Annotated in this window: 28 protein-coding genes; 14 read left to right on the forward strand and 14 right to left on the reverse strand. The window is 64.8% G+C overall.

Annotation, left to right across the window (positions count from 1 at the left end; translation table 11 throughout):
• Nucleotides 1–3: 3 nt before the first annotated feature.
• From ACE103_RS22195 to ACE103_RS22210, 4 genes are all read right to left on the reverse strand, one after another.
• Nucleotides 4–1,410, reverse strand: coding sequence for a pyruvate dehydrogenase complex E1 component subunit beta (locus tag ACE103_RS22195; RefSeq protein WP_375774896.1), 1,407 nt, complete (start codon nucleotides 1,408–1,410; stop codon nucleotides 4–6).
• Nucleotides 1,411–1,455: 45 nt separating this feature from the next.
• Entirely contained in the window at nucleotides 1,456–2,475 is a 1,020-nt protein-coding gene (gene pdhA / locus ACE103_RS22200; protein ID WP_223966344.1) for a pyruvate dehydrogenase (acetyl-transferring) E1 component subunit alpha, read from the reverse strand.
• A gap of 159 nt (nucleotides 2,476–2,634) precedes the next feature.
• Nucleotides 2,635–2,952, reverse strand: coding sequence for a septum formation initiator family protein (locus tag ACE103_RS22205; RefSeq protein ID WP_021079258.1), 318 nt, complete (start codon nucleotides 2,950–2,952; stop codon nucleotides 2,635–2,637).
• Between the two features lie 44 nt (nucleotides 2,953–2,996).
• Entirely contained in the window at nucleotides 2,997–3,548 is a 552-nt protein-coding gene (locus ACE103_RS22210; RefSeq protein WP_375774897.1) for an NADPH-dependent FMN reductase, read from the reverse strand.
• 284 nt (nucleotides 3,549–3,832) lie between these two features.
• Between ACE103_RS22210 and ACE103_RS22215 the strand changes: the two genes are divergently transcribed.
• A complete protein-coding gene (locus ACE103_RS22215; protein ID WP_375774898.1) occupies nucleotides 3,833–4,948 on the forward strand; it encodes a D-alanine--D-alanine ligase family protein in 1,116 nt (371 codons plus the stop codon).
• 4 nt (nucleotides 4,949–4,952) lie between these two features.
• Here the strand turns inward: ACE103_RS22215 and ACE103_RS22220 are convergent, their stop codons facing one another.
• Nucleotides 4,953–6,092, reverse strand: a complete 1,140-nt coding sequence (locus tag ACE103_RS22220; protein WP_375774899.1) for a zinc-binding dehydrogenase — start codon at nucleotides 6,090–6,092, stop codon at nucleotides 4,953–4,955.
• Nucleotides 6,093–6,139: 47 nt separating this feature from the next.
• The gene (eno, locus tag ACE103_RS22225; protein WP_223966336.1) at nucleotides 6,140–7,423 is read right to left on the reverse strand and encodes a phosphopyruvate hydratase; all 1,284 of its coding nucleotides are present in this window, start codon (nucleotides 7,421–7,423) and stop codon (nucleotides 6,140–6,142) included.
• A 121-nt stretch (nucleotides 7,424–7,544) separates the two neighbouring features.
• Between eno and queF the strand changes: the two genes are divergently transcribed.
• The 3 genes from queF (at nucleotide 7,545) to ACE103_RS22240 (ending at nucleotide 8,927) form a co-directional block, all read left to right on the forward strand.
• Complete coding sequence (gene queF, locus ACE103_RS22230; protein WP_375774900.1) at nucleotides 7,545–8,021, forward strand: preQ(1) synthase; 477 nt, start codon at nucleotides 7,545–7,547, stop codon at nucleotides 8,019–8,021.
• 312 nt (nucleotides 8,022–8,333) lie between these two features.
• Entirely contained in the window at nucleotides 8,334–8,516 is a 183-nt protein-coding gene (locus tag ACE103_RS22235) for a DUF1059 domain-containing protein (protein ID WP_375774901.1), read from the forward strand.
• A gap of 114 nt (nucleotides 8,517–8,630) precedes the next feature.
• Nucleotides 8,631–8,927 (forward strand): DUF718 domain-containing protein, encoded by a 297-nt coding sequence (locus tag ACE103_RS22240; RefSeq protein WP_375774902.1) that lies wholly within the window; start codon nucleotides 8,631–8,633, stop codon nucleotides 8,925–8,927.
• A 37-nt stretch (nucleotides 8,928–8,964) separates the two neighbouring features.
• Here ACE103_RS22240 and ACE103_RS22245 read toward each other — a convergent pair whose 3' ends face one another.
• Together ACE103_RS22245 and kdsA are read right to left on the reverse strand one after the other, a co-directional pair.
• On the reverse strand, nucleotides 8,965–10,173 hold the full coding sequence (locus ACE103_RS22245; RefSeq protein WP_375774903.1) for an MFS transporter: 1,209 nt from the start codon (nucleotides 10,171–10,173) through the stop codon (nucleotides 8,965–8,967).
• 15 nt (nucleotides 10,174–10,188) lie between these two features.
• Nucleotides 10,189–11,046 (reverse strand): 3-deoxy-8-phosphooctulonate synthase, encoded by an 858-nt coding sequence (gene kdsA / locus ACE103_RS22250; RefSeq protein ID WP_375774904.1) that lies wholly within the window; start codon nucleotides 11,044–11,046, stop codon nucleotides 10,189–10,191.
• A 270-nt stretch (nucleotides 11,047–11,316) separates the two neighbouring features.
• Between kdsA and ACE103_RS22255 the strand changes: the two genes are divergently transcribed.
• Nucleotides 11,317–11,652 (forward strand): PAAR domain-containing protein, encoded by a 336-nt coding sequence (locus ACE103_RS22255; protein ID WP_375774905.1) that lies wholly within the window; start codon nucleotides 11,317–11,319, stop codon nucleotides 11,650–11,652.
• A 56-nt stretch (nucleotides 11,653–11,708) separates the two neighbouring features.
• On the opposite strand, the gene ACE103_RS22260 is transcribed toward ACE103_RS22255, so the two are convergent.
• Nucleotides 11,709–12,035 (reverse strand): NIPSNAP family protein, encoded by a 327-nt coding sequence (locus ACE103_RS22260; RefSeq protein WP_375774906.1) that lies wholly within the window; start codon nucleotides 12,033–12,035, stop codon nucleotides 11,709–11,711.
• Nucleotides 12,036–12,292: 257 nt separating this feature from the next.
• Here ACE103_RS22260 and ACE103_RS22265 point away from each other — a divergent pair, with 257 nt between their 5' ends.
• The 3 genes from ACE103_RS22265 (at nucleotide 12,293) to ACE103_RS22275 (ending at nucleotide 15,104) form a co-directional block, all read left to right on the forward strand.
• Nucleotides 12,293–12,967, forward strand: coding sequence for a response regulator (locus ACE103_RS22265; RefSeq protein WP_375774907.1), 675 nt, complete (start codon nucleotides 12,293–12,295; stop codon nucleotides 12,965–12,967).
• A complete protein-coding gene (locus ACE103_RS22270) occupies nucleotides 12,964–14,343 on the forward strand; it encodes a sensor histidine kinase (protein ID WP_375774908.1) in 1,380 nt (459 codons plus the stop codon). Before ACE103_RS22265 ends, ACE103_RS22270 begins: the two co-directional genes overlap by 4 nt.
• A 98-nt stretch (nucleotides 14,344–14,441) precedes the next feature.
• The gene (locus tag ACE103_RS22275) at nucleotides 14,442–15,104 is read left to right on the forward strand and encodes a class I SAM-dependent methyltransferase (RefSeq protein ID WP_375774909.1); all 663 of its coding nucleotides are present in this window, start codon (nucleotides 14,442–14,444) and stop codon (nucleotides 15,102–15,104) included.
• Nucleotides 15,105–15,123: 19 nt separating this feature from the next.
• On the opposite strand, the gene ACE103_RS22280 is transcribed toward ACE103_RS22275, so the two are convergent.
• Nucleotides 15,124–16,755, reverse strand: a complete 1,632-nt coding sequence (locus ACE103_RS22280) for a CTP synthase (protein WP_375774910.1) — start codon at nucleotides 16,753–16,755, stop codon at nucleotides 15,124–15,126.
• Between the two features lie 167 nt (nucleotides 16,756–16,922).
• Nucleotides 16,923–17,312: a preprotein translocase subunit SecG gene (secG, locus tag ACE103_RS22285; protein WP_050419627.1), complete on the reverse strand. Its 390-nt coding sequence runs from the start codon at nucleotides 17,310–17,312 to the stop codon at nucleotides 16,923–16,925.
• A gap of 204 nt (nucleotides 17,313–17,516) precedes the next feature.
• Between secG and ACE103_RS22290 the strand changes: the two genes are divergently transcribed.
• Together ACE103_RS22290 and ACE103_RS22295 are read left to right on the forward strand one after the other, a co-directional pair.
• Nucleotides 17,517–18,083 (forward strand): helix-turn-helix domain-containing protein, encoded by a 567-nt coding sequence (locus ACE103_RS22290; RefSeq protein WP_375774911.1) that lies wholly within the window; start codon nucleotides 17,517–17,519, stop codon nucleotides 18,081–18,083.
• A gap of 3 nt (nucleotides 18,084–18,086) precedes the next feature.
• Complete coding sequence (locus ACE103_RS22295; RefSeq protein ID WP_375774912.1) at nucleotides 18,087–18,617, forward strand: GNAT family N-acetyltransferase; 531 nt, start codon at nucleotides 18,087–18,089, stop codon at nucleotides 18,615–18,617.
• A 170-nt stretch (nucleotides 18,618–18,787) separates the two neighbouring features.
• On the opposite strand, the gene tpiA is transcribed toward ACE103_RS22295, so the two are convergent.
• A complete protein-coding gene (tpiA, locus tag ACE103_RS22300) occupies nucleotides 18,788–19,540 on the reverse strand; it encodes a triose-phosphate isomerase (protein WP_375774913.1) in 753 nt (250 codons plus the stop codon).
• A gap of 240 nt (nucleotides 19,541–19,780) precedes the next feature.
• Here tpiA and ACE103_RS22305 point away from each other — a divergent pair, with 240 nt between their 5' ends.
• The 4 genes from ACE103_RS22305 (at nucleotide 19,781) to moaC (ending at nucleotide 24,119) form a co-directional block, all read left to right on the forward strand.
• Nucleotides 19,781–21,682 (forward strand): SurA N-terminal domain-containing protein, encoded by a 1,902-nt coding sequence (locus tag ACE103_RS22305; protein ID WP_375774914.1) that lies wholly within the window; start codon nucleotides 19,781–19,783, stop codon nucleotides 21,680–21,682.
• 70 nt (nucleotides 21,683–21,752) lie between these two features.
• A complete protein-coding gene (trpD, locus tag ACE103_RS22310) occupies nucleotides 21,753–22,766 on the forward strand; it encodes an anthranilate phosphoribosyltransferase (RefSeq protein WP_375774915.1) in 1,014 nt (337 codons plus the stop codon).
• An 11-nt stretch (nucleotides 22,767–22,777) separates the two neighbouring features.
• The gene (gene trpC / locus ACE103_RS22315) at nucleotides 22,778–23,599 is read left to right on the forward strand and encodes an indole-3-glycerol phosphate synthase TrpC (RefSeq protein WP_375774916.1); all 822 of its coding nucleotides are present in this window, start codon (nucleotides 22,778–22,780) and stop codon (nucleotides 23,597–23,599) included.
• A 4-nt stretch (nucleotides 23,600–23,603) separates the two neighbouring features.
• Nucleotides 23,604–24,119 carry a cyclic pyranopterin monophosphate synthase MoaC gene (gene moaC, locus ACE103_RS22320; RefSeq protein ID WP_375774917.1) on the forward strand — a complete coding sequence of 172 codons (516 nt, stop codon included), beginning with the start codon at nucleotides 23,604–23,606 and terminating at the stop codon, nucleotides 24,117–24,119.
• 16 nt (nucleotides 24,120–24,135) lie between these two features.
• On the opposite strand, the gene ACE103_RS22325 is transcribed toward moaC, so the two are convergent.
• Entirely contained in the window at nucleotides 24,136–24,300 is a 165-nt protein-coding gene (locus ACE103_RS22325) for a Flp family type IVb pilin (protein ID WP_223967310.1), read from the reverse strand.
• A 221-nt stretch (nucleotides 24,301–24,521) separates the two neighbouring features.
• Complete coding sequence (locus ACE103_RS22330) at nucleotides 24,522–24,872, reverse strand: hypothetical protein (protein WP_375774918.1); 351 nt, start codon at nucleotides 24,870–24,872, stop codon at nucleotides 24,522–24,524.
• Nucleotides 24,873–24,929: the final 57 nt, after the last annotated feature.

The following is a 24,929-nucleotide window of genomic DNA, read 5'->3' on the forward strand; positions in this document are numbered from 1 at the left end:
GCGTTACCGGTACGACACGGCCTTGGCGGCCGCGACCACCTCGGCGACGGACGGCAGAGCGAGCTTTTCGAGGTTCGCGGCATAGGGCATCGGCACGTCCTTGCCTGAGACGCGCGCGACCGGCGCATCGAGATAGTCGAAGGCGTGCTCCATGATGCGCGAAGCGACCTCGGAGCCGACGCCGCTCTGCTGCCAGCCTTCCTCGACCGTGACCGCGCGGCCGGTCTTCTTCACCGAGTTGATGATCGTCTCGGTGTCCATCGGACGGATGGTACGGAGATCGATCACCTCTGCCTCGATGCCTTCCTTGGCGAGTTCATCGGCCGCCTTCAGCGCGTAGGACATGCCCATCGCCCAGGAGACGATGGTGACGTCCTTGCCGGCGCGCGCAATCCGCGCCTTGCCGATCGGCACCACGAAATCGGGCAGCTTCGGCACTTCGCCGGTGTGGCCGTACAGCATCTCGTTCTCGAGGAAGACCACCGGATTGGGATCGCGGATCGCGGCCTTGAGCAGACCCTTGTAGTCGGCGGCCGAGTACGGCGCGATCACCTTGAGGCCCGGGATCTGCGAGTACCAGGCGGCGTAGTCCTGGCTGTGCTGGGCGGCGACGCGCGCGGCGGCGCCGTTCGGGCCGCGGAACACGATCGAGCATCCCATCTGGCCGCCCGACATATACAGCGTCTTGGCGGCGGAGTTGATGATCTGGTCGATCGCCTGCATCGCGAAATTCCAGGTCATGAATTCGACGATCGGCTTTAAGCCCGCCATCGCTGCGCCAACGCCGACGCCGGCGAAGCCGTGCTCGGTGATCGGCGTGTCGATCACGCGGCGGGCGCCGAATTCCTGCAACAGGCCCTGCGTCACCTTGTAGGCGCCCTGATACTCGGCGACCTCCTCGCCCATGATGAAGACGTCGCCGTCGCGCCGCATCTCCTCGGCCATTGCATCGCGCAGCGCCTCGCGAATGGTCTGGGTGACCATCTCGGTGCCCGCCGGAATTTCCGGGTCGGGCAACGCTTCGCTGACCGGCGCGGCCGGCACCTTCGCGGCGGGCTGCGGCGCTTCCGCCTTTGCATCCCCCTTGGCTTCCGCAGCAGGAGCCTCCGCGGCCTTCGGCTGCGGCACTGGTGCGGCAGGTGCCTTGGCGAGATCGGCGGCGCTTTCGCCGTCGGCCAGGATGGTGGCGATCGGCGTGTTCACAGCGACATCGGCGGTGCCTTCCGGAATCAGAATCTTGCCGAGCGTGCCCTCGTCGGTCGCCTCGACCTCCATCGTCGCCTTGTCGGTCTCGATCTCGGCGATGACGTCACCGGACTTGATGGTCTCGCCTTCTTTTTTCAGCCATTTGGCGAGGTTGCCCTTCTCCATGGTGGGCGACAGCGCAGGCATGAGCACTTGAATGGGCATATCAGCTCCCGAAATCGGTCTTGAGATTCTTCTGCGCGGGTGGGGTCAGCGGTAGATGTCGGTGTAGAGCTCGGACGGATCGGGCTCCGGATCGTGCTGCGCGAAGTCGGCGGCTTCGTTGACGATCTCGCGCACGCCGGCGTCGATCGCCTTCAGATCCTGCTCGCTCACGCCTGCCGCCAGCAAGCGGTTGCGCACCTGCTCGATCGGGTCCTGGTCATGGCGAACCTTCTCGACCTCCTCGCGGGTGCGGTACTTCGCCGGATCGGACATCGAATGACCGCGGTAACGGTAGGTCTGCATCTCGAGAATGATCGGACCGTTGCCGCCGCGGCACCATGCCACGGCCTCATCGGCGGCGGCCTTGACCGCACGCACGTCCATGCCGTCGACCTGCTTGCCGGGAATGTTGAAAGAGACGCCGCGCTTGGAGAAGTCCTGCTGCGCCGAGGCGCGCGACACCGCGGTGCCCATCGCATAGCGATTGTTCTCGATGACGTAGATCACCGGCAGCTTCCACAGCTCCGCCATGTTGAAGCTTTCGTAGACCTGGCCCTGGTTGGCCGCGCCGTCGCCGAAATAGGTCACGCTGACGTTATCGTTGCCGCGATAGCGGTTGGCGAACGCAAGGCCGGTGCCGAGCGACACCTGCGCGCCCACGATTCCGTGACCGCCGTAGAAATGCTTCTCCTTGCTGAACATGTGCATGGAGCCGCCCTTGCCGTGGGAATAGCCGCCGCGGCGTCCGGTCAGTTCCGCCATCACGCCCTTGGCTTCCATGTCGCAAGCCAGCATGTGGCCGTGGTCGCGGTAGCCCGTTATGACCTCGTCGCCCTGCTTCAATGCCATCTGCATGCCGACCACGACGGCTTCCTGGCCGATATAGAGATGGCAGAAGCCGCCGATCGCACCCATGCCGTAGAGCTGACCGGCCTTCTCCTCGAAGCGCCGGATCAGGAGCATGTCCCGCAGTGCCTTGAGCTCCTGCTCCCTGGAGAATTCGGGAGGAGAGCCGGCCGTCTCGTGCCCTGATTCTTTTGCGACGGTTTTTTTGGGTGCAGCCATGGCAATTCCGGGTGAGAGAAGTCGAAGAACCCTCTCTAACCCAACTCAAATCGCCTTGAAAGGATTGCGTTCGCCCGATGGAATTTTGCTATGCCGCACTGCAGCGCGGCGCGACACTTTTGTGATAGTGCGCGAACGTTTTTGAAATTTGCGAACGCGTCAGTTCGACTTGTTGATCCGAACGAGATCGCGCGGGTTGGCGTAGTCGAGCTGGAAGCGCGCACGCTCGTCCAGCATGTCGGGATCGACCCGGTCCGACCGCAACAGCGACACCCGCTGCTCGCCCTCGGCCCGCTCCTTCTTCAACCGCGCCAGCTCCGAGGTCAGCGCGATGATTTCCTGGTCGAGCTCCTGCCGCGCGTTCAGACCGTATTTGCCGGTGTAGGCGTTGACGCCGAAATAGCCGACCATCAGCGCCGCCAGCGTGTAGAGGGCGAGCCCGGTCAGAATCGATTTAAGGCGTGTGCGGGAAACCATGGCCGCGAAGATGCGGCCATGGGGTTAACGAACGCTAAACTTGCTCAGCCATTCTGCTTCGCGACGAAAGCCGCGAAGGCGTCGAGGTACTGCTGCAACACCGTCTTGAGCGACTCCTTGGTCAGTTCGCCCTTGTCGTCGAAGGCATCGCCGATGCCGTTGAGATAGGTTTCCGGCTGACCGAGGATCGGGCCGGAAATGCCCGGCAGGATGTTCTGCAGGTGCTTCGCCGCGCTGACGCCGCCGAGCGGGCCCGGCGAGTTGGAGATGATGCCGACCGGCTTGCCGATGAACGAGCTCTTGCCATAGGGCCGCGAGGCGACGTCAATCGCGTTCTTCAGCACGCCCGGGACCGAGCGATTGTATTCGGGAGTCACGAACAGCACGCCGTTCGACTTCTGCAGCTTCTCGCGGAAGGCGAGCCAGTCGGCCGGCGGCGCCGCCTCGAGGTCCTGGTTGAAGAAGGAAATGCCCTCGAGGGTCGTCACATCGAGCTTCAGCGAGGCCGGCGCGAGCTTGGCCAGCGCATTGGCGATCTTGAGCGAGAAGCTCTGCTTGCGGATGCTGCCGACGATGGCGACGATGTTATAGGCCATTGCAAAATTCCCCTCGGGTTGCGCGTAAGACTGGTGCACATCACCTACCGGCACGCCAAGAAAGATGCAAGTGCATGGATCGCTCAATTCCGGAAACGCAGCGTTCGCGAATCTTGGACGAACGGCCCTGAGGCCCCGCGGCTCAAGCGCCGTCAGCTCGCCGCCGGACAACGCCATTCCGCCCGAAAGCTGCGCCGAGCGCAACCGGCGGCAAATTGTCGACACGTTCCTCGCAACATACTGTACCGGTTCCACGCAGCATCGAGCCGACCGAAGAGCAGCTGATGGCAGAGCGCAAGATCCGGGTTGCAATCCTGTTCGGCGGGCGATCGGCCGAACATGACGTTTCGCGGGCATCAGCCGCCAACGTGCTTCGCTCGCTCGACCCGGATCGCTATGACGCCACGGCGATCGGCATCACCCGCGAAGGCCGCTGGCTCGTCACCGATGCGGGAAACGGCGCCGGCACGGGAAGCGGCGCGCTGATCATTCCGGACAACGCACCGCAACTCGCTCTGCTGCCGGGCGGACAGGGCCGCGTCGTGGTGCTTCAGGGACCGGCGGCGGGGCCCGCGGAATTGCCGGCGTTCGACGTCGTCTTCCCGGTGCTGCATGGACCGAACGGCGAGGACGGCACGGTGCAGGGTGCGCTGGAATTGTCCGATGTCGCCTATGTCGGCTCGCGCGTGATGGGCTCGGCGGCCGGCATGGACAAAGACATAGCCAAGCGCTTGATGCGCGAGGCGGGATTGCCGATCGTCCCCTTTGTCGCGATGTCGAGCGCGGCGCCCATCAGCTATGACGACGCGGTCAGCGCCCTGGGGTCGCAGGAGGTCTTCGTCAAGCCGGCCAACATGGGATCATCGGTCGGCGTGTCGAAGGCGCGCACCGCAGAGGAGTTCGAGGCTGGTTGCAGACTGGCGTTTCGCTTCGACAGCAAGATCCTGATCGAGCGCGGTGTCGTACCGATCCGCGAGGTCGAGTGCTCCGTGCTCGAGGATGCCGAGGGCCGCATCCGTGCCTCCCAGCTTGGCGAGATCGTTCCGTCCGACAGACACGGCTTCTATTCTTACGACGCCAAGTATCTCGATGCGGATGGCGCGCTGCTGCAAGTGCCGGCCGACGTGCCGGCTGCCGTCGCCGAAACCATCAGGGAGCTCGCCATCAAGACATTCCGCGTGCTCGGTTGCGAAGGCATGGCGCGGATCGACTTCTTCCTGCACGGCGAGCAGGCGTTCGTGAACGAGGCGAACACCCTGCCCGGCTTCACCAACATCAGCATGTATCCACGACTGTGGGAGGCCAGCGGCCTGCCGCAAGCCGAGCTGATGGATGTCCTGATCGGCCACGCCCTGGAGCGCCACAAGCGCTCCAGGAAGCTGGCATTCGAGCGCGAGTAGAGCGTTACGCGCCCTTGTTCGGGTTGATCAGGAATTTCTCGCCGGTGGCGCGCTTGCCGTAGACCGCGATGTTGTCGAGCTGCAGGGTCTCCTGCAGCGACACCACCTTGGTGTAGTGGCTGGCGAAGGTCGTCTTCAGCTCGGCGACCACGCGCTGGCGCAGCTTGTTGCCGGCCTCCGGACCGATCTTCATCAGGAACGGGAACAGCAGCCAGCCGCCGATGCCCCAGGCCATGCCGAAGCCGCGCGGCAGCTCGATGTCGCGGGTATCGAGGCCGCCATAGACGTAGACCTGCTTGTGCACGTTCGAGCCGTAGCGGCTGTAGACCTTGGCGGTCTTGTTGATCGCGGTCTCCATCGCGACCAGGATCTGGCCCGCGAGCTTGCCGCCGCCGATCGCATCGAAAGCGATGGTCGCGCCGGTCTCGACCAGCGCGCCGGTGAGCTTGTCCATGAAATCGGACGCACTGGAATCGACGACATGTTTGGCGCCGATCTTGTGCAGGATGTAGGCCTGCTCCCTGTTGCGCACGATGTTGACGAGGCCAATGCCGTCCTTGAGGCAGATCTTGTTGAGCATCTGACCGAGGTTCGACGCCGCCGCCGTGTGCACCAGCGCCTTGTGTCCCTCGCGCCGCATCGTCTCGGTCATGCCGAGCGCCGTCAGCGGATTGACGAAGCAGGACGCGCCTTCCGCCGGCGTGGTGCCGTCGGGCAGCGGCAGGCATTCTCCGACGCGCAGCGTCCGGTATTGCGCATACATCGCGCCGCCGATCATCGCGACGGTGCGCCCCATCAGCGCTTTCGCCGCGTCCGACGAGCCGGTCCTGATCACGACGCCGGCGCCTTCATTGCCGACCGGCATCGACTCGTCGAGCCGCGCAGCAAGGCCAGGCAATGCCGCTTCCGGCACGCGCGCGGTCACCACGGGCAATTCCTTGCTGCCGGTGACCTTGGCCGCCGCCATGTTGGCCGGGCCGATCAGGAGCCCGAGGTCGGACGGATTGATCGGGCTGGCCTCGACCCGGACAACGACCTCGTCGGGACCGGGCTCGGGGGTCGGGACATTGACCAGCGATATCTCCAGTTCGCCATCCTTCTTGAGCAGCGAACGCAGCTGCAGACCGCTCTTGCCGTCACTCATCCCGACCTCCCTTTTTTGCGTTTGTTCAGTCCCGATCAGTTGGGGCGCTAGGCCAGCGCCTTCAAGGCCGCCCTGCCCGCGTATTTCGCCTGGGTGCCGAGCTGCTGCTCGATGCGCAGCAGCTGGTTGTACTTGGCGGTACGGTCGGAGCGCGCCAGCGAGCCGGTCTTGATCTGCCCGCAATTGGTGGCGACCGCGAGATCGGCGATCGTGGAGTCCTCGGTCTCGCCGGAGCGATGCGACATCACCGCGGTGTAGCCGGCCTTGTAGGCCATCTCGATCGCCGCAAGCGTCTCGGTCAGCGTGCCGATCTGGTTGACCTTGACCAGGATCGAATTGCCGCGGCCGTTCTTGATGCCGTCGGCAAGCCGCGTGACGTTGGTGACGAACAAATCGTCGCCGACCAGCTGGCACTTGTTACCGATCGCGTCCGTCAATTCCTTCCAGCCGTCCATGTCGTCTTCCGACATGCCGTCCTCGATGGTGACGATCGGATAACGGCCGACGAGGTCGGCGAGATACTTCACCTGCTCCGAACGCGAGCGGGTCTTGTTCTCGCCGCCATAGACGTAGGCGCCTTCCTTGAAGAATTCGGTGGAGGCGCAGTCGAGGCCGAGCACGACGTCGTCGCCCGCCTTGTAGCCGGCCTTGCCGATCGCGTTCATGACGAACTCGAGCGCAGCGTCGGCCGACGGCAGGTTCGGCGCAAATCCGCCCTCGTCGCCGACATTGGTGTTGTGGCCGGCCTTCTTCAGCTCGCCGCGCAACGTGTGGAAGATCTCCGAGCCGCAGCGCAGCGCTTCGGCGAACGACGTGGCGCCGACCGGCAGGATCATGAACTCCTGGAAGTCGATCGGGTTGTCGGCATGCACGCCGCCATTGATGATGTTCATCATCGGCACCGGCAGCGTCCGCGCCGAGGTGCCGCCGACATAACGATACAGCGGCATGTCGAAGGATTCGGCTGCGGCCTTGGCGCAGGCCAGCGAGACCCCGAGGATGGCGTTGGCCCCGAGCCGGCTCTTGTTCGGCGTGCCGTCGAGTTCGATCATGATCTGGTCGATCGCGACCTGCTCCTCGACCGCCTGGTCGCTGAGCGCCTCGAAGATCTCGCCATTGACGGCGGCGACCGCCTTTTCCACGCCCTTGCCGAGATAACGCGACTTGTCGCCATCGCGCAGTTCGACCGCCTCATGGGCGCCGGTGGAGGCGCCGGACGGCACCGCCGCGCGGCCGATCGACCCATCTTCCAGCACCACATCGACCTCGACCGTGGGATTGCCGCGGCTGTCCAGGATTTCGCGGCCGATGATGTCGACGATGTCAGTCATGAGAACCTCTTGTGGCAGTCAGGGGGTCGGATGGCGGTGCTTCTAGCGCAATGCATCGAGGGGGAAAAGGCCGGGTGACGAGCCCCCCGGCATTAGCTAAGAGAGCGGCACGGAGACCCGAATGGCAAAGAAATCCAGCAAATCAACGACCTCCCCCGGCCTGCAACTCGGCCGTGCGGTGGAATGGCCCGACGCGCCGGAAAAGGCACAGCTCGACCGTGTGCCCAATCCGCAGGCTGGTACCGATTATCTGGTACGCTTCACGGTGCCGGAATTCACCTCGATCTGCCCGGTGACGGGCCAACCGGATTTCGCGCATCTGGTGATCGACTACGTTCCGGGCAGCTGGCTGTTGGAATCCAAATCGCTGAAGCTGTTCGCCGCGAGCTTCCGCAACCACGGCGCATTCCATGAGGATTGCACGGTCATGATCGGCAAGCGGATATCAGACGAGATCAAGCCGAAATGGCTGCGTATCGGCGGCTACTGGTATCCGCGCGGCGGCATCCCGATCGATGTGTTCTTCCAGACCGGCCGGCTGCCGAAGGGCCTCTGGGTTCCCGACCAGGGCGTCGCGACGTATCGCGGGCGGGGGTAGGACGGGCACCCTTCAGTTCGCCACGTCTACTGATCCTCGAAGGCGGCGCAGAAGCCGAGATACATGTTCGGCCTCAGGCCAGGAACCGACATGGCGCTCCCTCCGATGTGTGATATGTTCGATAACGGCTCCTCCAATGTGGGCGACGCGACCACGATCGAGACGACTGACACGCTCGGTGTAGGCGGCGGGCAAGCTGGCCGGCCATGAACTATCATTTGAAGAAGTCAGGCACGGCGCGCAGACGCAGAATTGTCGCGAGTAGATAAGTTCAGCATGGCGAATAGTATGCTCGTATTGACGGAGACAGATATGGGTAGATTGTTTGTAGATTGCCGAGAATACCCAAGTGAGATGAACTGCACGATCGCGATTTCAGCTGATACTCAAAAGGAACTTCTGGAAGCGGCGGTACAACACGCTGTCGCGGTGCATGGCCATCACGATAGCCCGGAATTGCGCCATGAATTGGCGAAGATGATAAAAGCCCAGTAGGCCGGCCAATCGATCTGTGACCGCCGCGAAGCGGAAGTGAATGCATGTGCTTTCAACTTACGCGCCCCACGTAAGCGCGCTTCCTCTAGCGTCTCAGTGCTTTGGGAGAAGACGGTGACCGCTTTCAATGCTGTGCGTTTTCGAGTGAAGCCGGGGCGCGATCAGGAGTTCCTGGACGCTCACAAGACAATTGGAGCAACCTGGCCGGGTCTATTGCATGCCAACATTATTAAAACCGGTGACCGCTCCTACTGCATCATCGCCGAGTGGCAAAACATGGACGTGTGCATCGAGGCGCGGCCAGCCATGATTGCCACGCTCAATTCTTTTCGCGACACGCTCGAAGATCTCGGCAACGGTCTCGGCGTGACCGATCCGGCTGCGGGGCCGGTCGTCTTATCTTTGAAATAAGTTGTGGGAGTCCGCGGACCGAGATGACTTGGGATCGCTAGGGCTCGACATCCGGCCGCGCGGCGGCGTCCGCAGGTCGCGTCTGCTTCAGGAATCTCGCACAGATAAATCCGAGCACGACCATCACAGCGGCGGCGGAGACCAGCGTCGCGGTCTTGCCGGCGTGTTGCAGGCCGAAGCCATAGGCGATCGGGCCGACGGTCTGGCCCATGAAGAAGAAGAACGAGTGCAGCGACAGTGCGGTGGCGCGCGCCTCGACCGATAGCTCGCTGGCGAACACCTGCAGGCAGCCGTGGATCATGTAGAAACCGAGGCCCATCACGAGGAGGCCCGCCATCTGCAACTTCCAGTGCGGCCCGAAGGCGACGCCGACCAGCTGGATACCGACCAGCGTCGCGCCGACGATCATCATACCCCTCACCCCGATCAACGGCAGCAGGCGCGCCACCGTCAGCGTGTAGAGCAATCCGCCGATCGCAAAGCCCGCGATCACGATGCCGGCGATCGAGAGCGACGTCTCGCCGAGTTCGAACAGAAACGAGGCGATGAAAGGAAACAGCCCGAGCACGCAGCAGCCTTCGATGAAGACCGCCGAATAGCAGATCCGCGCGTTCGGATTGGTGAAGATGGTACGATAGCCGTGGCGAAGCGCCTTCAGGCTGGTGCGCGGCGGACGGTTCAACGCGGCGCCGCGGAAGCCGGCCGCTACCGCAAGTGCGACGATGATCACGAGGCCGCCGAGCACCGCGAGCACGCCGCGCCAGCCGAGGAAATCGCCGATCAGGCCTGAGGCCGTGGCGCCGAGCAGATTGCCGGTCATCGAGCCCGCGAGCGTTCGCCCGATCGCAAGCTGCCGCTTGTCGGGGCCGACCAGATCTGAGGTCAGCGACAGCGCCACCGGAAACACGCCGCCCGAGCCGATGCCGGCGAGGATGCGGGTCACGAACAGCATCGGGAACGAGGTCGACAGCGCGCCGAGAATGCTGGCGACGCCGAGCAGTCCGAGGCAGATCGTCATCAGCCGCGCCTTGCCGAACAGATCGGCGGCGGCGCCGATCGCCGGCTGGATGATTGCGAAGGTGAAGGCGAATACCGCGGCAAAGCTCGCTGCGGTCGCGATGCTGACACCGAAATCCTCGGCGACATGCGGCAGCACCGGATCGAGCGCGCGCACCGACAGGCTCGCCGCGAAGGTCGCCAGCGTGATGACGTTGAGAACCGGCGGCATGCCGCTCTTTGCGGTCATGTCGTCGTCACACCGTCAGGCTGCCGTCTTGGCGAGCGCGTCGAACTGCATCAGCCGCTTGACGAGGGATTCGAAATCGCGGAGCGGCACCATGTTGGGGCCATCCGACGGCGCGTGATCCGGATCGGGATGGGTCTCGATGAACACGCCGGCGACGCCGACCGCGACCGCCGCGCGCGCCAGCACCGGCACGAATTCGCGTTCGCCGCCCGACGAGGTCCCCTTGCCGCCCGGCTGCTGCACCGAATGGGTGGCGTCGAAGATCACGGGCGCGCCAGTGGTGCGCGACAGGATCGGCAGCGCGCGCATGTCCGACACCAGCGTGTTGTAGCCGAACGACGCGCCGCGCTCCGTGACCAGCACATTGGCGTTGCCGGCGCCGGTGATCTTGCTGACCACATTGGTCATGTCCCACGGCGCCAGGAACTGCCCCTTCTTGACGTTGACGACCTTGCCGGTCGCAGCCGCGGCCAGCAGGAGATCGGTCTGCCGGCATAGGAAGGCCGGGATCTGCAGCACGTCGACCGCCTGCGCCGCCTCAGCGCACTGGTCGGGTTCATGCACGTCGGTCAGTACCGGCAGCCCGAGCGAACTGCGAATCTCGGCGAAGATCGGCAGCGCCTGCTTCAGCCCGATGCCGCGCGCGGCCGCCGCGCTGGTGCGGTTCGCCTTGTCGAATGAGGTCTTGTACACCAGACCGATCTTGAGCCGGGCCGCGATCTCCTTCAGCGCGGACGCCACTTCGAGCGCGTGTGCGCGGCTCTCGAGCTGGCAGGGACCAGCGATGATCGAGATGGGCAAGGCATTGCCGAATTTGGCCGATCCGACGGCAACGATCGGCGCGGCAGCGGCCGCGGAAACCTGATTGGTCAAAATGCTGCATCCTTTTGCCGGCGACCATGCAATCGCGCGCGGGAGGGATCAAGCCGTCCTGCACGATGAGGGGGTTGCGCTGACGCCGTGGGTGCGCCGTGCTATCACAATCCCGCCCCAACCGCCCCTTCTAGAGCGTTTTCGAGCGAAGTGGGTACCGGTTCGCGTGAAGAAAACGCGTCAAAACAACAAATCTAGAGCCCCGTTCCGATTCAATCGGAACGGAAAAGGCTCTAGACTGGCGCGGACCAGATTCCCATGAGGGACGAAATGCGCATTTCGCTGATGATTGGAGCTGTGGCCGCCTTGTCGGCGATGTCGAGCCTGGCGCACGGCCAGACCAGCAGCCAGCCCGGGGTCGTCACCAGCGGCGCCGCCGGCGTCACCGTCAACGGCAAGCCGGCCGCGCGTAGCGGCGATACTACCAGCAATGGCGGCGCGCTGGTCGAGGGCGTGCCCAACGTCCTGATCAACGGCAAGCCGGCCGTGGTGATGGGCGACCGCACGCATTGCGGCGGCAAGACGACCTCAGGCAGCCACGGCGTCTTCATCAACGGCAAGCCGATGGTGACCCAGGGCGATCAGACCTCGGGCTGCCCGCAATAACTGCCCGGTGACCGGGCGCGACGAGGCCTCGCCATCGCGCCCCGATCGCTACCGCATCACTTGACCGACGAGAACGACGTCGGCACCAACAGCTGGTTGACGATGTTGAGAACGATCTGGCCGTCCTCCTCGGTCTTGGCGCGCGCGGTGATCCATTCCGGATCGGTCGCGAACGCGGTCCACTTCTTCTCGCGCTCGGCAAGCGATTCCCAGGCCAGCAGATAGGTCAGTTCCTGGTTGGATTCGCCGACCAGCGTCGTGAAGAAGCCGGCCTGCCTGATACCGTGCTTGTCCCAGAGCTTCAGCGTAATGGTCTCGAAGCGCTTGAGCAGCGCCGGCAGCCGGCCCGGCAGGCAGCGATAGACGCGGGTCTCGTAGATCATTGGCAGTCCTCCCAGATCCAGTTGTGCGGGCGGTTATAGCCAGCGGGTTCCAGACTGTCTTGAGGGGGCGACAACATGGCACCCCTGCTCGTCGGTAGCGGCCATTTCCGCAATGTTGTTGCAATGTTACCTGCCCAAAGCATGTCCCCGGAAAAGTGCGAAGCGGCTTTCCGAAATGGGGCATGCTCAAGCAAATGGCTAAGGCGCGCCTCATAGCGCTTTAGCACCGGCCGTACGGGATCTGGACCCAAAAGCACATGCGGATACTGCTGGTTGAAGACGAGGCCGAAATGGCGGCGGCGCTGGCGCAGGCGCTGAAGGGCTACGACATGGTCGTCGATCATGTGCCGACGCTTGCCGAGGCCGAGGAAGCGATTTCCGCCGACGTGCATGGCGCCGTCCTGCTCGACCGCCAGCTGCCCGACGGCGACGGCCTCACGCTGATCCCGAAGCTGCGCGCTAAGGCCGCCGGCGTGCCGATCATCGTGCTGACCGCGCGCGGCGACCTCGCCGACCGCATCACCGGCCTCGACAGCGGCGCCGACGACTATCTGGCCAAGCCGTTCGCAGTCGAGGAGCTGTTGGCGCGGCTGCGCGCCGTGCTGCGCCGTCCCGCCGGCGTGCAGTTCGAGATCATCAAGGCCGGCCGCATGGCGTTCGATTGCAGCCATCGCGAGGCCAGCGTCAATGGCCGCCCGTTCGAGCTGCCGCGGCGCGAGCTGCTGGTGCTGGAGACGCTGCTGCGCCGGATGGGCCGCACCGTGCTGCGCGGGACGCTCGAGGAAGCCGTCTACAATTTCGAGGACGAGATTCAGTCGAACGCGCTCGATGCTCACGTCTCGCGGCTGCGGCGCAAGCTCGCCGACTCCGATGCCGGCGTCGAAATCCATAGCATCCGGGGCGTGGGCTACCTGCTGAAGCAGGTATCATGAGCGAACCTGCCGATCACTATTGCCTGCACTCGCAACTGAGCTGGCGCCTGGTTGCACTGCAGGCTGCCCTGCTGACCGGACTCGTGCTCACGGTGCTTGGCGCACTGTGGGCCTCGGGCTTCCTGCTGGTCAATCGGGATGAAGATCGCGTCATCGACGTCGTGCAATCGGCCGTCGCGCGCGACGTGCAGGGCGAACTGGTGCTGCGTCCGACCGACGATCTCAACAAGCTGCGCGCCGAGATTCCCGATCTCTGGTTCGCGGTGCGGGACCGCGACGGACACACGCTTTCCGAAGGCGACGTGCCGGTCGATTTCGCGCGGATCGGCAATGCCCTCGATCATATCAGCCAGGCGCGGCTCGGTTACCAGATGCTGGAGGACAGCCCCGGCAAGCCGGCGGCGCGGCTGAAGCGCGTCAACACGGATGCCGGAAACGTCCAGATTCTCACCGCGACGCAAGGCCGGATGACCGGAACCAAGGCGCTCTTGGTAATGGCGGCGACGTGTCTGGGCTCTACCCTGCCCGGCTTGTTGCTGATGGCGTGCGCCACCTTCATCACGACGCCGATGGTGGTGCGGCGCGCGTTTGCCGGCATCGAGTCCGCGTCTGACGAGGCCCGCCGGATCGACTTCCGCCAACGCGGCAGCCGGCTGTCGGCTGACCATTTGCCGCTCGAAGTCGCGCCGCTGGTGAGCGCCGTCAACGACGCGCTGAAACGGCTCGACGACGGCTATTCGCGCCATCAGCGTTTCGTCGCGGATGCCGCGCACGAACTGCGCACGCCGATCGCGATCCTCAACACGCGGCTGGAGTCGCTGCCGCCGGGACCGGAGAAGACCCGCCTGCTCGAAGACTCGGCGCGGCTTGCGACGCTCGCCGAGCAGCTGCTCGACATCCAGCGCTTCGACCAGTGCCGCAATCCGTTCGGCCGCGTCGATCTCGTCGCGGTCGCGCGCAGCGTCGCCGCCGACCTCGCGCCGCTCGCGATCGCGGCCGGTTACGAATTGTCGCTCGAGACTGCAACCGGTCGAGTCGAGACGCTGGGCGACCGCGCCGCGCTGGAGCGCGCGCTGACCAATCTCGTGCAGAACGCCATCCAGCATGGCGGCCGCCGCGGCACCATCACCATCCATGTCGGCAGCGCCGCCACTGTCGACGTGTCAGACGAAGGCGACGGCATTCCGAAGCACGAGCGCACCCGGATCTTCGATCCGTTCTATCGGCTTGCGCCGCTCGATCGCGGCGCCGGTCTCGGACTCAACATGGTGCGCGAGATCGCAAGGTTGCATGGCGGTCACGTGTCCGTGCTCGACGGACCGAAGGGCGGCGCGAGCTTCCGTCTCACGTTACCGCTGGCGCCGCTCGTATCGTGATGCGCGCAAGCGCAATGTTGTCGCAATGCAGGCCCCGCAAAGAAGAGATCGCGCCGCGCATCGAGTCGCGGCGCTGTGACACTTTGCTGGGAATCCCAATGGCACATGATCTCCTGTCTTTCTTCACGGCGTGGATGGCGGCCCCCGGCCGCGTCGGCGCCATCGCGCCCTCGGGCACAGCGCTCGCCGAACTGATCACGCGCGACATCAGCGCCAACACCGGTCCGGTGCTCGAGCTCGGTCCTGGAACGGGCGTCTTCACCTATCAACTGTTGAAGCGCGGCGTGCGCCAGCAGGATCTCACGCTGATCGAATACGGTTCGGATTTCATGCGGCTTTTGCAGCTCCGCTTTCCCGGCGCACGCGTGCTGTGGATGGACGCCGCGCGGCTGGCTTCGGAACGGCTGTACGAGGGCGCGCCGGTCGGCGCCGTGGTCAGCGGACTGCCGCTGCTCAACATGTCGCCGCGCAAGGTGATCTCGATCGTCAGCGGCGCATTCAGCTACATGCGTCCCAATGGCGCGTTCTATCAATTCACCTACGGCATGCGCTGCCCGATACCGCGGCCGATCCTCGACCGGCTCGGCCTGCGCGCCACGCTGGTCGATCGCGCCATCCTCAACGTGCCGCCCGCTGCGGTCTACCGGCTGACGCGACGCGCGCAATACAAGCTGATCACGCGCGACGTCACGCCCGCGGCCGATGCAGGCGTCTCACCGATCAAGAAGGAACGCCGGGCCAACGAGGACTGCGCCGTCTGACGGCGCAGTCGATGACCGCTTACATCAGCCGGCTCTGCTTCGCTGCCGCCTCGATGAACGATGCAAAGAGGGGATGCGGCTCAAACGGCCGCGACTTCAGCTCGGGGTGGAACTGGACGCCGATGAACCAGGGATGGTCCTCGTACTCGACGATCTCCGGCAGCACACCGTCGGGCGACATGCCGGAGAAACGCAGGCCGTGCTGCTCGAGCCGGTCCTTGTAGGCGGTGTTGACTTCATAACGATGGCGGTGCCGCTCCGAGATTTCGGTCGCGCCGCCATAGACCTGCGAGACGCGGCTGCCGCGGTTCAGCGCCGCGGGATAGGCCCCGAGCCGCATGGTGCCGCCGAGGTCGCCGCTCTGCGAGCGCTTCTCGAGCTCGTTGCCGCGCAGCCACTCGGTCATCAGGCCGACCAGCGGCTCCTCGGTCGGGCCGAATTCGGTCGAGTTGGCCTCCTCGATGCCGACCAGATTGCGCGCTGCCTCGATCACCGCCATCTGCATGCCGAAGCAGATGCCGAAATACGGCACGTCACGCTCGCGCGCGAACTGCGCCGCGCGAATCTTCCCCTCGGCGCCGCGCTGGCCGAATCCGCCGGGCACCAAGATGCCGTTGACGTGCTCGAGGAACGGCGCCGGGTCCTCGTTCTCGAACACCTCGCTCTCGATCCAGTCGAGATTGACCTTCACCTTGTTGGCGATGCCGCCGTGCGAGAGCGCCTCGATCAGCGATTTGTAGGCGTCCTTCATGCCGGTGTACTTGCCGACGATCGCGATCGTCACCGCGCCTTCCGGATTGCGCACGCGCTCGTTGATCACGTTCCAGCTCTGCAGCACAGGCGGAATCTTCGCCGTGATGCCGAACGCGGCCAGCACCTCGTCGTCGAGACCGGCGGCGTGATAGGCCTCCGGCACGGCGTAGATGTTGTCGACGTCGCGCGCCTCGATCACGGCGCTCTCGCGCACGTTGCAGAACAGGCCGAGCTTGCGCCGCTCTTCCTTGGGGATTTCGCGGTCGGTGCGGCACAGCAGGATGTCCGGCTGGATGCCGATCGAGCGCAGCTCCTTCACCGAATGCTGCGTCGGCTTTGTCTTGAGTTCGCCGGCACTTGGAATGTACGGCAAAAGCGTCAGGTGAATGTAGACGGCGTGCTCACGCGGCAGCTCATTCTTGAGCTGGCGGATCGCCTCGAAGAACGGCAGGCCCTCGATGTCGCCGACGGTGCCGCCGATCTCGACCAGCACGAAATCGTACTCGTCGTTGCCCGACAGCACGAATTCCTTGATCGCGTTGGTGACGTGCGGGACCACCTGGATGGTGGCGCCGAGATAGTCGCCGCGGCGCTCCTTGGTGATGATGTCCTGGTAGATCCGCCCGGTCGTGATGTTGTCGGCCTTGGTGGCCGGACGACCGGTGAAACGCTCGTAGTGGCCGAGATCGAGATCGGTCTCGGCGCCGTCGTCGGTCACGAACACTTCGCCGTGCTGATACGGCGACATCGTTCCGGGATCGAGGTTGAGATAGGGATCGAGCTTGCGAAGGCGGACTTTGTAGCCCCTAGCCTGCAGCAAAGCGCCGAGCGCCGCTGAAGCCAGACCCTTGCCGAGCGAGGAGACCACGCCGCCGGTGATGAATATGTACCGCGCCATGGGACTTTACCTTTAAGCCGCTTCCTGCGATTCGCAAAACGAATCGGCTGTTCCCGGCAAACAAATCACCGGGCTGTGGGTTACGTTAAACTGAGAGCGATTTCAGAGCATTAATGGGGGTTTCGGATGCAGGATGCCAGCGCTGCATCCTGCATGGCGCCCCTGCTTTATTGCGACCGTGGTGCCTGCGGGCCGCTCGGGGCCTGCTGACCCTGCTGCTCGTCGGTCTTCTTCAGCGAATCGAGGATGCCGCCGGAGGTCGGAGGCGTCAGCGGCGCGCCGCCGGCCGGCTGGGTCTGCGCCGGTGCGCCGGTGCCGATGATCGAGCTCGGCTTGCGGTCGTAGCCCGCATACCAGGACAGGAACAGGCTGGTGAGGAAGAAGCCGGCCGCGAGGATCGCGGTGGTCCGCGACAACAGATTCGCGGTGCCGCGGCTCGACATGAAGCCAGCGCCGCCGCCCATGCCAAGGCCGCCGCCTTCGGATTTCTGCAAGAGCACTGCGCCGATCATGACGGCGACGATCATGAGGTGGATAATGATAACGACAGTCTGCATCGCAAGCCTTCCGTCACAAGCCGCCAAGCGGCCAGACAAACGGCGCTATCGGCTTTGCGGTTTTTCGTGAAGTCGCGCCCTGTTACACGATTGGACCGGGCATTGTCACCCCCGAGATAGTCGCAATGGCCGACATCTCAAGCGGTGCCGTTGGCATCAGTCCGAGGCTTGATCGGAATCCGGAATTTCTATTATAATAGACATATGGATACTTTGATAGACGATCTAAGCCAGCGCCTGGCGCAGCGGATCCGGCTGGAGCGCGACGGCCGTGGCTGGTCACTGGCCGAGCTTGCCGACCGCTCTGGTGTCTCGAAGGCGACGATCAGCAAGATCGAGCGCGCCGAGGTCAGCCCGACCGCGGTCGTGCTGGTGCGACTCGCGTCGGCCTTCGACCTCACCCTGGCCGGGCTGATGTTGCGCGCCGAAGGCCAGGGCGAGCGGCTATCGCGCGCCGCCACGCAGCCGATTTGGCGCGATCCGGAAACCGACTATCTGCGCCGCCAGGTGTTCAGCCGTCCCGACCATCCGGTCGAGCTGGTCCGGGTGGAAATGCCGCCGAAGCAATCCGTGACCCTGCCCGCATCGTCCTACGCCCATATCCGCCAACTGGTCTGGGTGCTGAGCGGCAGCCTCGTCATCACCGAGGGCGGCGCACGCTACGTGCTCGCGAGCGGCGATTGCCTCGGCTTTGGCCCGCCCGCTGAGACCACCTTCGCCAACGAAACCAACGCCGGCTGCACCTACGTGGTCGCCCTGGCCCGGAGCTGATGCATGTCGCCGTTTTCCATCAAGCCGCTCGAGGACGGGCCGGAGATTCGCCGCGCGCTCAGCGAGCTGTTGATTGAGACCGTCGCCAGCGGTGGCTCCGTCAGCTTCATGCATCCGCTGTCGCCGGATGACGCCCATGCATTCTGGCAGGACTCGCTTGGTGCCGCCGCGCGTGGTGAGCGAGTGGTGCTCGGCGCATTCGACGGCGACAGCCTGATCAGCACCGTGACGCTGCTGTTGAAGCTGCCGCCGAACCAGCCGCACCGCGCGGAGATCGCCAAGATGATGACGCGCGTAAGCCACCGCAGCCGCGGCGTGGCGACCGCATTGCTGCGCGCCGCCGAAGCGCTCGCGATCGGGCACGGGCGCACACTGCTGGTGCTCGACACCGCCGTCGACGACGGCGCCGCGCCGCTTTACGAGAAGCAGGGTTTTCAGCTCAGTGGCATCATCCCGGATTACGCCCTGAAGCCGCATGGCGGCCTTACCGGGACGATGATCTATTGGAAGAAGATCGGGACGGCTGCGGCCTGAGTCAGTCAGCCAAGTAGAAATAGATCCGCCGCAATGCTGCCAATTCCGTCACCCTGAGGAGCGCGTAGCGCGTCTCGAAGGGTCGACGGCCACCGGCCGGGCCGTCGATCCTTCGAGACGGCCGCTTCGCGGCCTCCTCAGGATGACGGTGCCGGAGCTCGGCGGCCAGCCTAACAGCCCGCAGCGATCGCGAGAAAATCCGATGCCTTCAGGCTGGCGCCGCCGACCAGCGCGCCGTTGACGTTGGCGACGGCCATCAGCTCGGCGGCGTTCGACGGCTTCACCGAGCCGCCATAGAGGATCTTGATCCGGTTTCCCTCGCCCTTGAAGCGATCGGTGAGCTGACCCCGGATAAACCTGTGAACTTCCTCAACATCCTTGGCGGTCGGGGTCAGGCCGGTGCCGATCGCCCAGACCGGCTCATAGGCCACCACCAGATTGGCCGCGGTCGAGCCATTGGGCACCGAGCCCGCAAGCTGGGTGCCGCAGACATCGAGCGTCTTGCCGGCGTCGCGCTGCTCGCGCGTCTCGCCGATGCAGACGATCGCGGTCAGCCCGGCGCGCCACACGGCCTCCGCCTTCTGCCGAATCAAGCCGTCGGTCTCGCCATGGTCGGCACGCCGCTCGGAGTGGCCGACGATGATGGCGACCGCGCCGAGATCCCTAAACATTTCCGCCGAGAGGTCACCGGTGTGCGCGCCCGACGCCTTCGGGTGGCAATCCTGGGCGCCGACGGCGACCTTCGAGCCGCGCGCCTTGTCGGCAAAGGCCCCGACCAAAGTCGCCGGCGGACAGACCAGGAGATCGGCCTTCCCGGCGACAGCGCCGGCACCGGCCAGCATCGCGTCGAACTCTGCAAAAGAGGATTTCAGGCCGTTCATTTTCCAGTTGCCGGCGATCAGCGGCCGGATGGCGTCGGTCATGTCGGATTTCCCATCATTCAAGCGTGCCCCTGCGCTATCAGAGCCGGGCGGCGACTTCCAGAGCGCGGCTTCGCGCCTGCCGTGCGACGCTTCCGCCCGCGCGCCCGAGGTTGCGGGGGGACACGAGCCACTTTATAAGCGTTTTCAATTCGGTGACGCCCTGCTGCCGGACAAAAAGTCCCGACTTTTGGTCCCATTTGGGCACGACCCGGTTCCCCTCCTGTAAAACAAGTTGGACCCATGCTTCGAGGAATGCGGAAAGCCTCATCAAACTGGCTCGGCAAGACCATTATGGCCGTGGTGATGGGCGTTTTGATCGTCAGTTTCGGAATTTGGGGCATTGCCGACATCTTCAAGGGGTTTGGCCAGTCGACCTTCGCCAAGGTGGGCGGGACCGAGATTTCGGCCGAGCAATTCCGCCAGATCTATACCGACCGGCTACAGCAGCTTGGCCGCCAGTTCGGCCGTCCGCTGACCCCGGACCAGGCGCGCGCCTTCGGCATTGACCGCCAGGTGCTGCAGCAGACGCTCGCGGAGGCCGCACTGGACGAGGAAGCGCGCCGCATGGGCCTCAACCAGTCCGATGCCGAGGTGCTGCGCACCATCTACAACGATCCGAACTTCAAGGGCCTCAACGGCCAGTTCGATCCGCAGCGCTTCCAGTCCGTGATCCGCAACTTCGGCTACACCGAGGGCCGCTACATCGCCGAGCAGCGCCGCGTCGGCCTGCGGCGGCAGATCGCCGGCACCATCTCGTCCGGAATCGAGCCGACCAAATCGATGGTCGAGGCACTGACCCGTTTCCAGAACGAGCAACGCTCGATCGACTTCGTCACGCTCGGCGTTGCGCAGGCCGGCACCATCGATCCGCCCTCGCCCGAAGCACTCGCCGCCTATTTCGAGGACCACAAGGTCCAGTTCCGCGCGCCCGAGTACCGCAAGATCGCCTTCGTCGCGATCACGCCGGAAGAAATCGGCAAGTGGGAGACCGTGTCCGACGAGGATGCCAAGAAGATCTTCGAGGAGCGCAAGGACCGGCTCAGCACGCCGGAGAAGCGCGAGGTCTCGCAGATCGTGTTTCCGGACGCCGGTGAGGCGCAGGCCGCCCGCGCCCGCATCACCTCGGGCGCCTCGTTCGACGACATCGCCAAGGAGCGCAAGCTCAATCCCGCCGACGTCAATCTCGGCCTGGTCGCGAAGTCTGCGATCCTTGATCCGGCCGTCGGCGACGCCGCCTTCTCGCTGCCCGCAGGTGAAGTCAGCCAGCCGGTCCAGGGCCGCTTCGGCGTGGCGCTGGTCAAGGTCGGCAAGATCGAGCCCGGCGTGACCCCGAGCTATGAGAGCCTTGCGCAGCAGGTGAAGAACGAGATCGCGACCGAGCGTGCCCGCACCAAGGTCGCCGAACTCCGCGACAAGATGGAAGACGAGCGCGGCGGCGGCTCCAGCGTCCTCGACGCAGCGCAGAAGCTGAAATTGACCGCGGTCACCATCGACGCGATCGATCGCTCGGGGCGTCTGCCGAACGGCCAGGTCGCTTCAAACATCCCGCGCGGCCTCGACGTGGTGTCGCAGGCCTTCAACAGCGACGTCGGCGTCGACAACGACCCGATCCAGTTCAACAACGGCTATGTCTGGTACGACGTGCTCGGCATCACGCCGTCGCGCGAGCGCACCCTCGACGAGGTCCGCGACCAGGTCGAGGCCAAATGGCGCGAGGACCAGATCTCCGCCAAGCTGCGCGCCAAGGCGACCGAGATCGTCCAGAAGCTCGACAGCGGCGCCAAGCTCGCCGACGAGGCCGCCGCGGCCGGTGTCAGGGTCGAGACCGCTGCGAACTTGCGCCGCGAGGCCACGCTGCCCAACGTGCCGGCCGGCGTGATCGCGGCCGCATTCCGCACCGCCAAGGACAGCGACGGACAGACCTCCGCGGCCGGCGGCAGCCAGTGGGTGGTGTTCCGCGTCACCGACGTGACGGTGCCCCCGGTCGACTTCGCCTCCAACGAGGTCAAGCAGCTCACCGAGGCGCTGCGGCGCTCGCTCAGCGACGAGCAGGTCGCGCAATATGTCGCGAAGATCGAGACCGACATCGGTGTGACCGTCAACCAGGCAGCCTTCGCACAGGTGACAGGCGCGAATAATTGAGCATGATCGGGACAGCGCGACAACGCGCTGCGCGGCGATCAAGCTCCAACAACAGACCCTGAGCCAGCGAATGGACGACCTGAAATCGATCATCGGAAAAGTCGCCACCGGCGCCACGCTGACGCGTGAAGAAGCGGCGTCAGCCTTCGACAGCATGATGTCGGGCGAAGCCACGCCCTCGCAGATGGGCGGGCTGTTGATGGCGCTGCGGGTGCGCGGCGAGACCGTCGAGGAGATCACCGGCGCGGTGACTGCGATGCGCCGCAAAATGCTGCCGGTCACCGCACCGGCGGAGGCCGTCGACATTGTCGGCACCGGCGGCGACGGCTCCGGCTCGGTCAACGTCTCGACCTGCGCGGCCTTCATCGTGGCCGGCGCCGGTGTGCCCGTCGCCAAGCACGGCAACCGCGCGCTGTCGTCGCGTTCCGGCGCCGCCGATGTGCTGGCCGCGCTCGGCGTCAAGCTCGACCTGACGCCCGCGCAAGTCGGGCGCTGCGTCAAGGAAGCCGGTATCGGCTTCATGTTCGCGCCTTCGCATCATCCGGCCATGAAGAATGTCGGCCCGACCCGGGTCGAGCTCGCCACCCGCACCATCTTCAACCTGCTCGGGCCGCTGTCGAACCCGGCCGGCGTCAAGCGGCAGATGGTCGGCGTGTTCTCGCGGCAATGGGTGCAGCCACTGGCGCAGGTGCTGAAGAACCTCGGCTCCGACAAGGTCTGGGTCGTGCACGGCTCCGATGGCCTCGACGAGATCACCCTCACCGGCCCGACCTTCGTTGCAACGCTGGAGAACGGCGAGATCAGGACATCCGAGGTGACGCCCGAAGATGCCGGCCTCGGCCGCGTCGGCGGCGAGGCGCTGAAGGGCGGTGATGCCGATGCCAATGCGATCGCACTGTCCGGCGTGCTTGCCGGCAAGCCGAGCGCCTATCGTGACGTCGCTTTGCTCAACGCGGCCGCAGCCCTGATCGTGGCCGGCCGTGCCAAGGATTTGAAGGAAGGCGTGGCGATCGGCGCCCAGTCGCTCGACAGCGGCGCGGCCGCGGCGCGGTTGAAGCATCTGGTCGCGGTTTCCAACGGCTGAGAGCGCGAGACATGTCCGACATCCTGACCAAGATCGAGGCTTACAAGCGCGAGGAGATCGCCGCCGCGAAGCGCGCGCGTCGGCTTGCTGACGTCGAGGCGCAGGCGAAGGCGGCCTCGGCCCCGCGCGGCTTCGTCCGTGCGCTGAAGGACAAGCATGCACGCGGCGACTACGCGCTGATCGCAGAGGTGAAGAAGGCCTCGCCCTCGAAAGGGCTGATCCGCGCCGACTTCGATCCGCCCGTGCTCGCGAAAGCCTATGAAGCCGGCGGCGCGGCGTGCCTGTCGGTGCTGACGGACGCGCCCTCGTTCCAGGGCCATCTCGACTTCATGGTCGCGGCCCGCGCGGCGACCAATCTGCCGGTGCTGCGCAAGGATTTCATGTTCGACACCTATCAGGTGGCGGAGGCGCGTGCCCACGGCGCCGACTGCATCCTGATCATCATGGCCGCGCTCGACGACACGGCGGCAAGGGAGATCGAGGACGCTGCGCTCGGCTACGCCATGGACGTGCTGATCGAGATCCACGACCGCGCCGAGCTCGACCGTGCCCTAAAACTTCGCTCGCCGATGATCGGCGTCAACAACCGCAATCTGCGCACCTTCGAGACCACGCTTGCGACCAGCGAGACGCTGGCGCCGCTGATCCCCGCCGACCGGCTGATGGTCGGCGAGAGCGGCATCTTCACGCCAGAGGACCTCGCCCGCCTCGAGCGCGTCGGAATGTCGACCTTCCTGGTCGGAGAGAGCCTGATGCGCCAGGAGGACGTCACCGCGGCCACCCGCGCCTTGCTGACGCGGCAAACGGCACCGCGCGCCACCGGCACGCGTTGACGCGATGGCGCGCAAGGCCAAACCCGGATCGAAGGGACCCGGCACCGCCCTCACCCATATCGACGCCAAGGGCGAGGCGCGCATGGTCGACGTCTCGGCCAAGCCCGCGACCGAACGGACCGCGGTCGCCGAAGGCCGCGTCCTGATGAGCAAGGCAACGCTGGCACTGATCGAGTCCGGACAGGCCAAGAAAGGCGACGTGCTGGCGACCGCGCGGATCGCAGGCATCATGGCGGCAAAGCGGACCTCGGAATTGATCCCGCTCTGCCATCCGCTGGCGCTGACCAAGGTCACGATCGATATCGCAACGGACGACAAGCTGCCCGGCTGCATCGTCCGCGCCGGCGTCAAGGTGACAGGCCCGACCGGCGTCGAGATGGAGGCATTGACCGCGGTTTCGGTTGCCTGCCTGACGATCTACGACATGGTCAAGGCGGTCGACCGCGGCATCCGGATCGAAGGCGTTCACCTAGTCGAGAAGATCGGTGGCAAGTCCGGGCACTATCGCGCGGGCAAGTGATCGCGAGTGCGTTCGATCACTTCAGTGAACCGCTTATCGTATTGAAGGTGCCCGAGAGCTTGGTACCGACGCCCTTCACCGCGGCAATGATCGCGATCGCGATGCCGGTTGCGATCAGCCCGTATTCGATCGCGGTCGCGCCGGTTTCGTCGGCGCAAAAATTCTGCACAAGCTTCTTCATTATGACAACACTCACGTACTGAATCTTGCGAGACGACACGCAAACAATGTGCCGACGATGACGTCGAGTGTGGTCATGGACTTAGATCGTAAACGGATGATTACATCGACTTCGTACGCGGCAAGAGATTCCGTGTAGCCGCACCGACCGGCAAAAATTGCAGTTCCGTTTCGGGAACTAATTGTCCCGTTGTGGATTATCGACGACGTGCCGCACCGATCTCAGGACGATGAGCGGTGGCGATTATCCGTTGTTCGAATCCAATCAAGGTGAGTGCGGTCTACCGCGCTTGGAAATCCCAAATCGGAACACACAGAACTTCCGCCGGTTATTGCCAGAGCGATGATGACGAGGAGGGTCTGGTGAAAGGGCTGCTTATTGCCGTCGGAATTATCTTTGTTCTTTACATAGCCGATCAAAAATTTTCCCAGGGTCGATATACCGATGCTGTCCAGCGCATGACTACTCAGATGCGACATTCTTTCGGGGTCTAGTCGCGTCGGCTCCACCTCTTTCGGATTCACTTCCGGATCATCCAGAGAACATGACTTCTCGCGGCCACCCGCAAGCATTCGTTAACCAATCTCGCTAACCGGCGCTCCACTTCGTTTGGATACGACTTTCGCGGG

Origin of the sequence: Bradyrhizobium sp. ma5 (genome assembly GCF_042258955.1) — a bacterium.
Taxonomy (GTDB): Bacteria; Pseudomonadota; Alphaproteobacteria; order Rhizobiales; family Xanthobacteraceae; genus Bradyrhizobium.

Coding starts and splice junctions, on each gene's coding strand:
- ACE103_RS22195 (WP_375774896.1), bottom strand. CDS start 1,410: ATGCCCATTCAAGTGCTCATGCCTGCGCTGTCGCCCACCATGGAGAAG.
- pdhA (WP_223966344.1), bottom strand. CDS start 2,475: ATGGCTGCACCCAAAAAAACCGTCGCAAAAGAATCAGGGCACGAGACG.
- ACE103_RS22205 (WP_021079258.1), bottom strand. CDS start 2,952: ATGGTTTCCCGCACACGCCTTAAATCGATTCTGACCGGGCTCGCCCTC.
- ACE103_RS22210 (WP_375774897.1), bottom strand. CDS start 3,548: ATGGCCTATAACATCGTCGCCATCGTCGGCAGCATCCGCAAGCAGAGC.
- ACE103_RS22215 (WP_375774898.1), top strand. CDS start 3,833: ATGGCAGAGCGCAAGATCCGGGTTGCAATCCTGTTCGGCGGGCGATCG.
- ACE103_RS22220 (WP_375774899.1), bottom strand. CDS start 6,092: ATGAGTGACGGCAAGAGCGGTCTGCAGCTGCGTTCGCTGCTCAAGAAG.
- eno (WP_223966336.1), bottom strand. CDS start 7,423: ATGACTGACATCGTCGACATCATCGGCCGCGAAATCCTGGACAGCCGC.
- queF (WP_375774900.1), top strand. CDS start 7,545: ATGGCAAAGAAATCCAGCAAATCAACGACCTCCCCCGGCCTGCAACTC.
- ACE103_RS22235 (WP_375774901.1), top strand. CDS start 8,334: ATGGGTAGATTGTTTGTAGATTGCCGAGAATACCCAAGTGAGATGAAC.
- ACE103_RS22245 (WP_375774903.1), bottom strand. CDS start 10,173: ATGACCGCAAAGAGCGGCATGCCGCCGGTTCTCAACGTCATCACGCTG.
- ACE103_RS22255 (WP_375774905.1), top strand. CDS start 11,317: ATGCGCATTTCGCTGATGATTGGAGCTGTGGCCGCCTTGTCGGCGATG.
- ACE103_RS22260 (WP_375774906.1), bottom strand. CDS start 12,035: ATGATCTACGAGACCCGCGTCTATCGCTGCCTGCCGGGCCGGCTGCCG.
- ACE103_RS22265 (WP_375774907.1), top strand. CDS start 12,293: ATGCGGATACTGCTGGTTGAAGACGAGGCCGAAATGGCGGCGGCGCTG.
- ACE103_RS22270 (WP_375774908.1), top strand. CDS start 12,964: ATGAGCGAACCTGCCGATCACTATTGCCTGCACTCGCAACTGAGCTGG.
- ACE103_RS22275 (WP_375774909.1), top strand. CDS start 14,442: ATGGCACATGATCTCCTGTCTTTCTTCACGGCGTGGATGGCGGCCCCC.
- ACE103_RS22280 (WP_375774910.1), bottom strand. CDS start 16,755: ATGGCGCGGTACATATTCATCACCGGCGGCGTGGTCTCCTCGCTCGGC.
- secG (WP_050419627.1), bottom strand. CDS start 17,312: ATGCAGACTGTCGTTATCATTATCCACCTCATGATCGTCGCCGTCATG.
- ACE103_RS22290 (WP_375774911.1), top strand. CDS start 17,517: ATGGATACTTTGATAGACGATCTAAGCCAGCGCCTGGCGCAGCGGATC.
- ACE103_RS22295 (WP_375774912.1), top strand. CDS start 18,087: ATGTCGCCGTTTTCCATCAAGCCGCTCGAGGACGGGCCGGAGATTCGC.
- tpiA (WP_375774913.1), bottom strand. CDS start 19,540: ATGACCGACGCCATCCGGCCGCTGATCGCCGGCAACTGGAAAATGAAC.
- ACE103_RS22305 (WP_375774914.1), top strand. CDS start 19,781: ATGCTTCGAGGAATGCGGAAAGCCTCATCAAACTGGCTCGGCAAGACC.
- trpD (WP_375774915.1), top strand. CDS start 21,753: ATGGACGACCTGAAATCGATCATCGGAAAAGTCGCCACCGGCGCCACG.
- trpC (WP_375774916.1), top strand. CDS start 22,778: ATGTCCGACATCCTGACCAAGATCGAGGCTTACAAGCGCGAGGAGATC.
- moaC (WP_375774917.1), top strand. CDS start 23,604: ATGGCGCGCAAGGCCAAACCCGGATCGAAGGGACCCGGCACCGCCCTC.
- ACE103_RS22325 (WP_223967310.1), bottom strand. CDS start 24,300: ATGAAGAAGCTTGTGCAGAATTTTTGCGCCGACGAAACCGGCGCGACC.
- ACE103_RS22330 (WP_375774918.1), bottom strand. CDS start 24,872: ATGCTTGCGGGTGGCCGCGAGAAGTCATGTTCTCTGGATGATCCGGAA.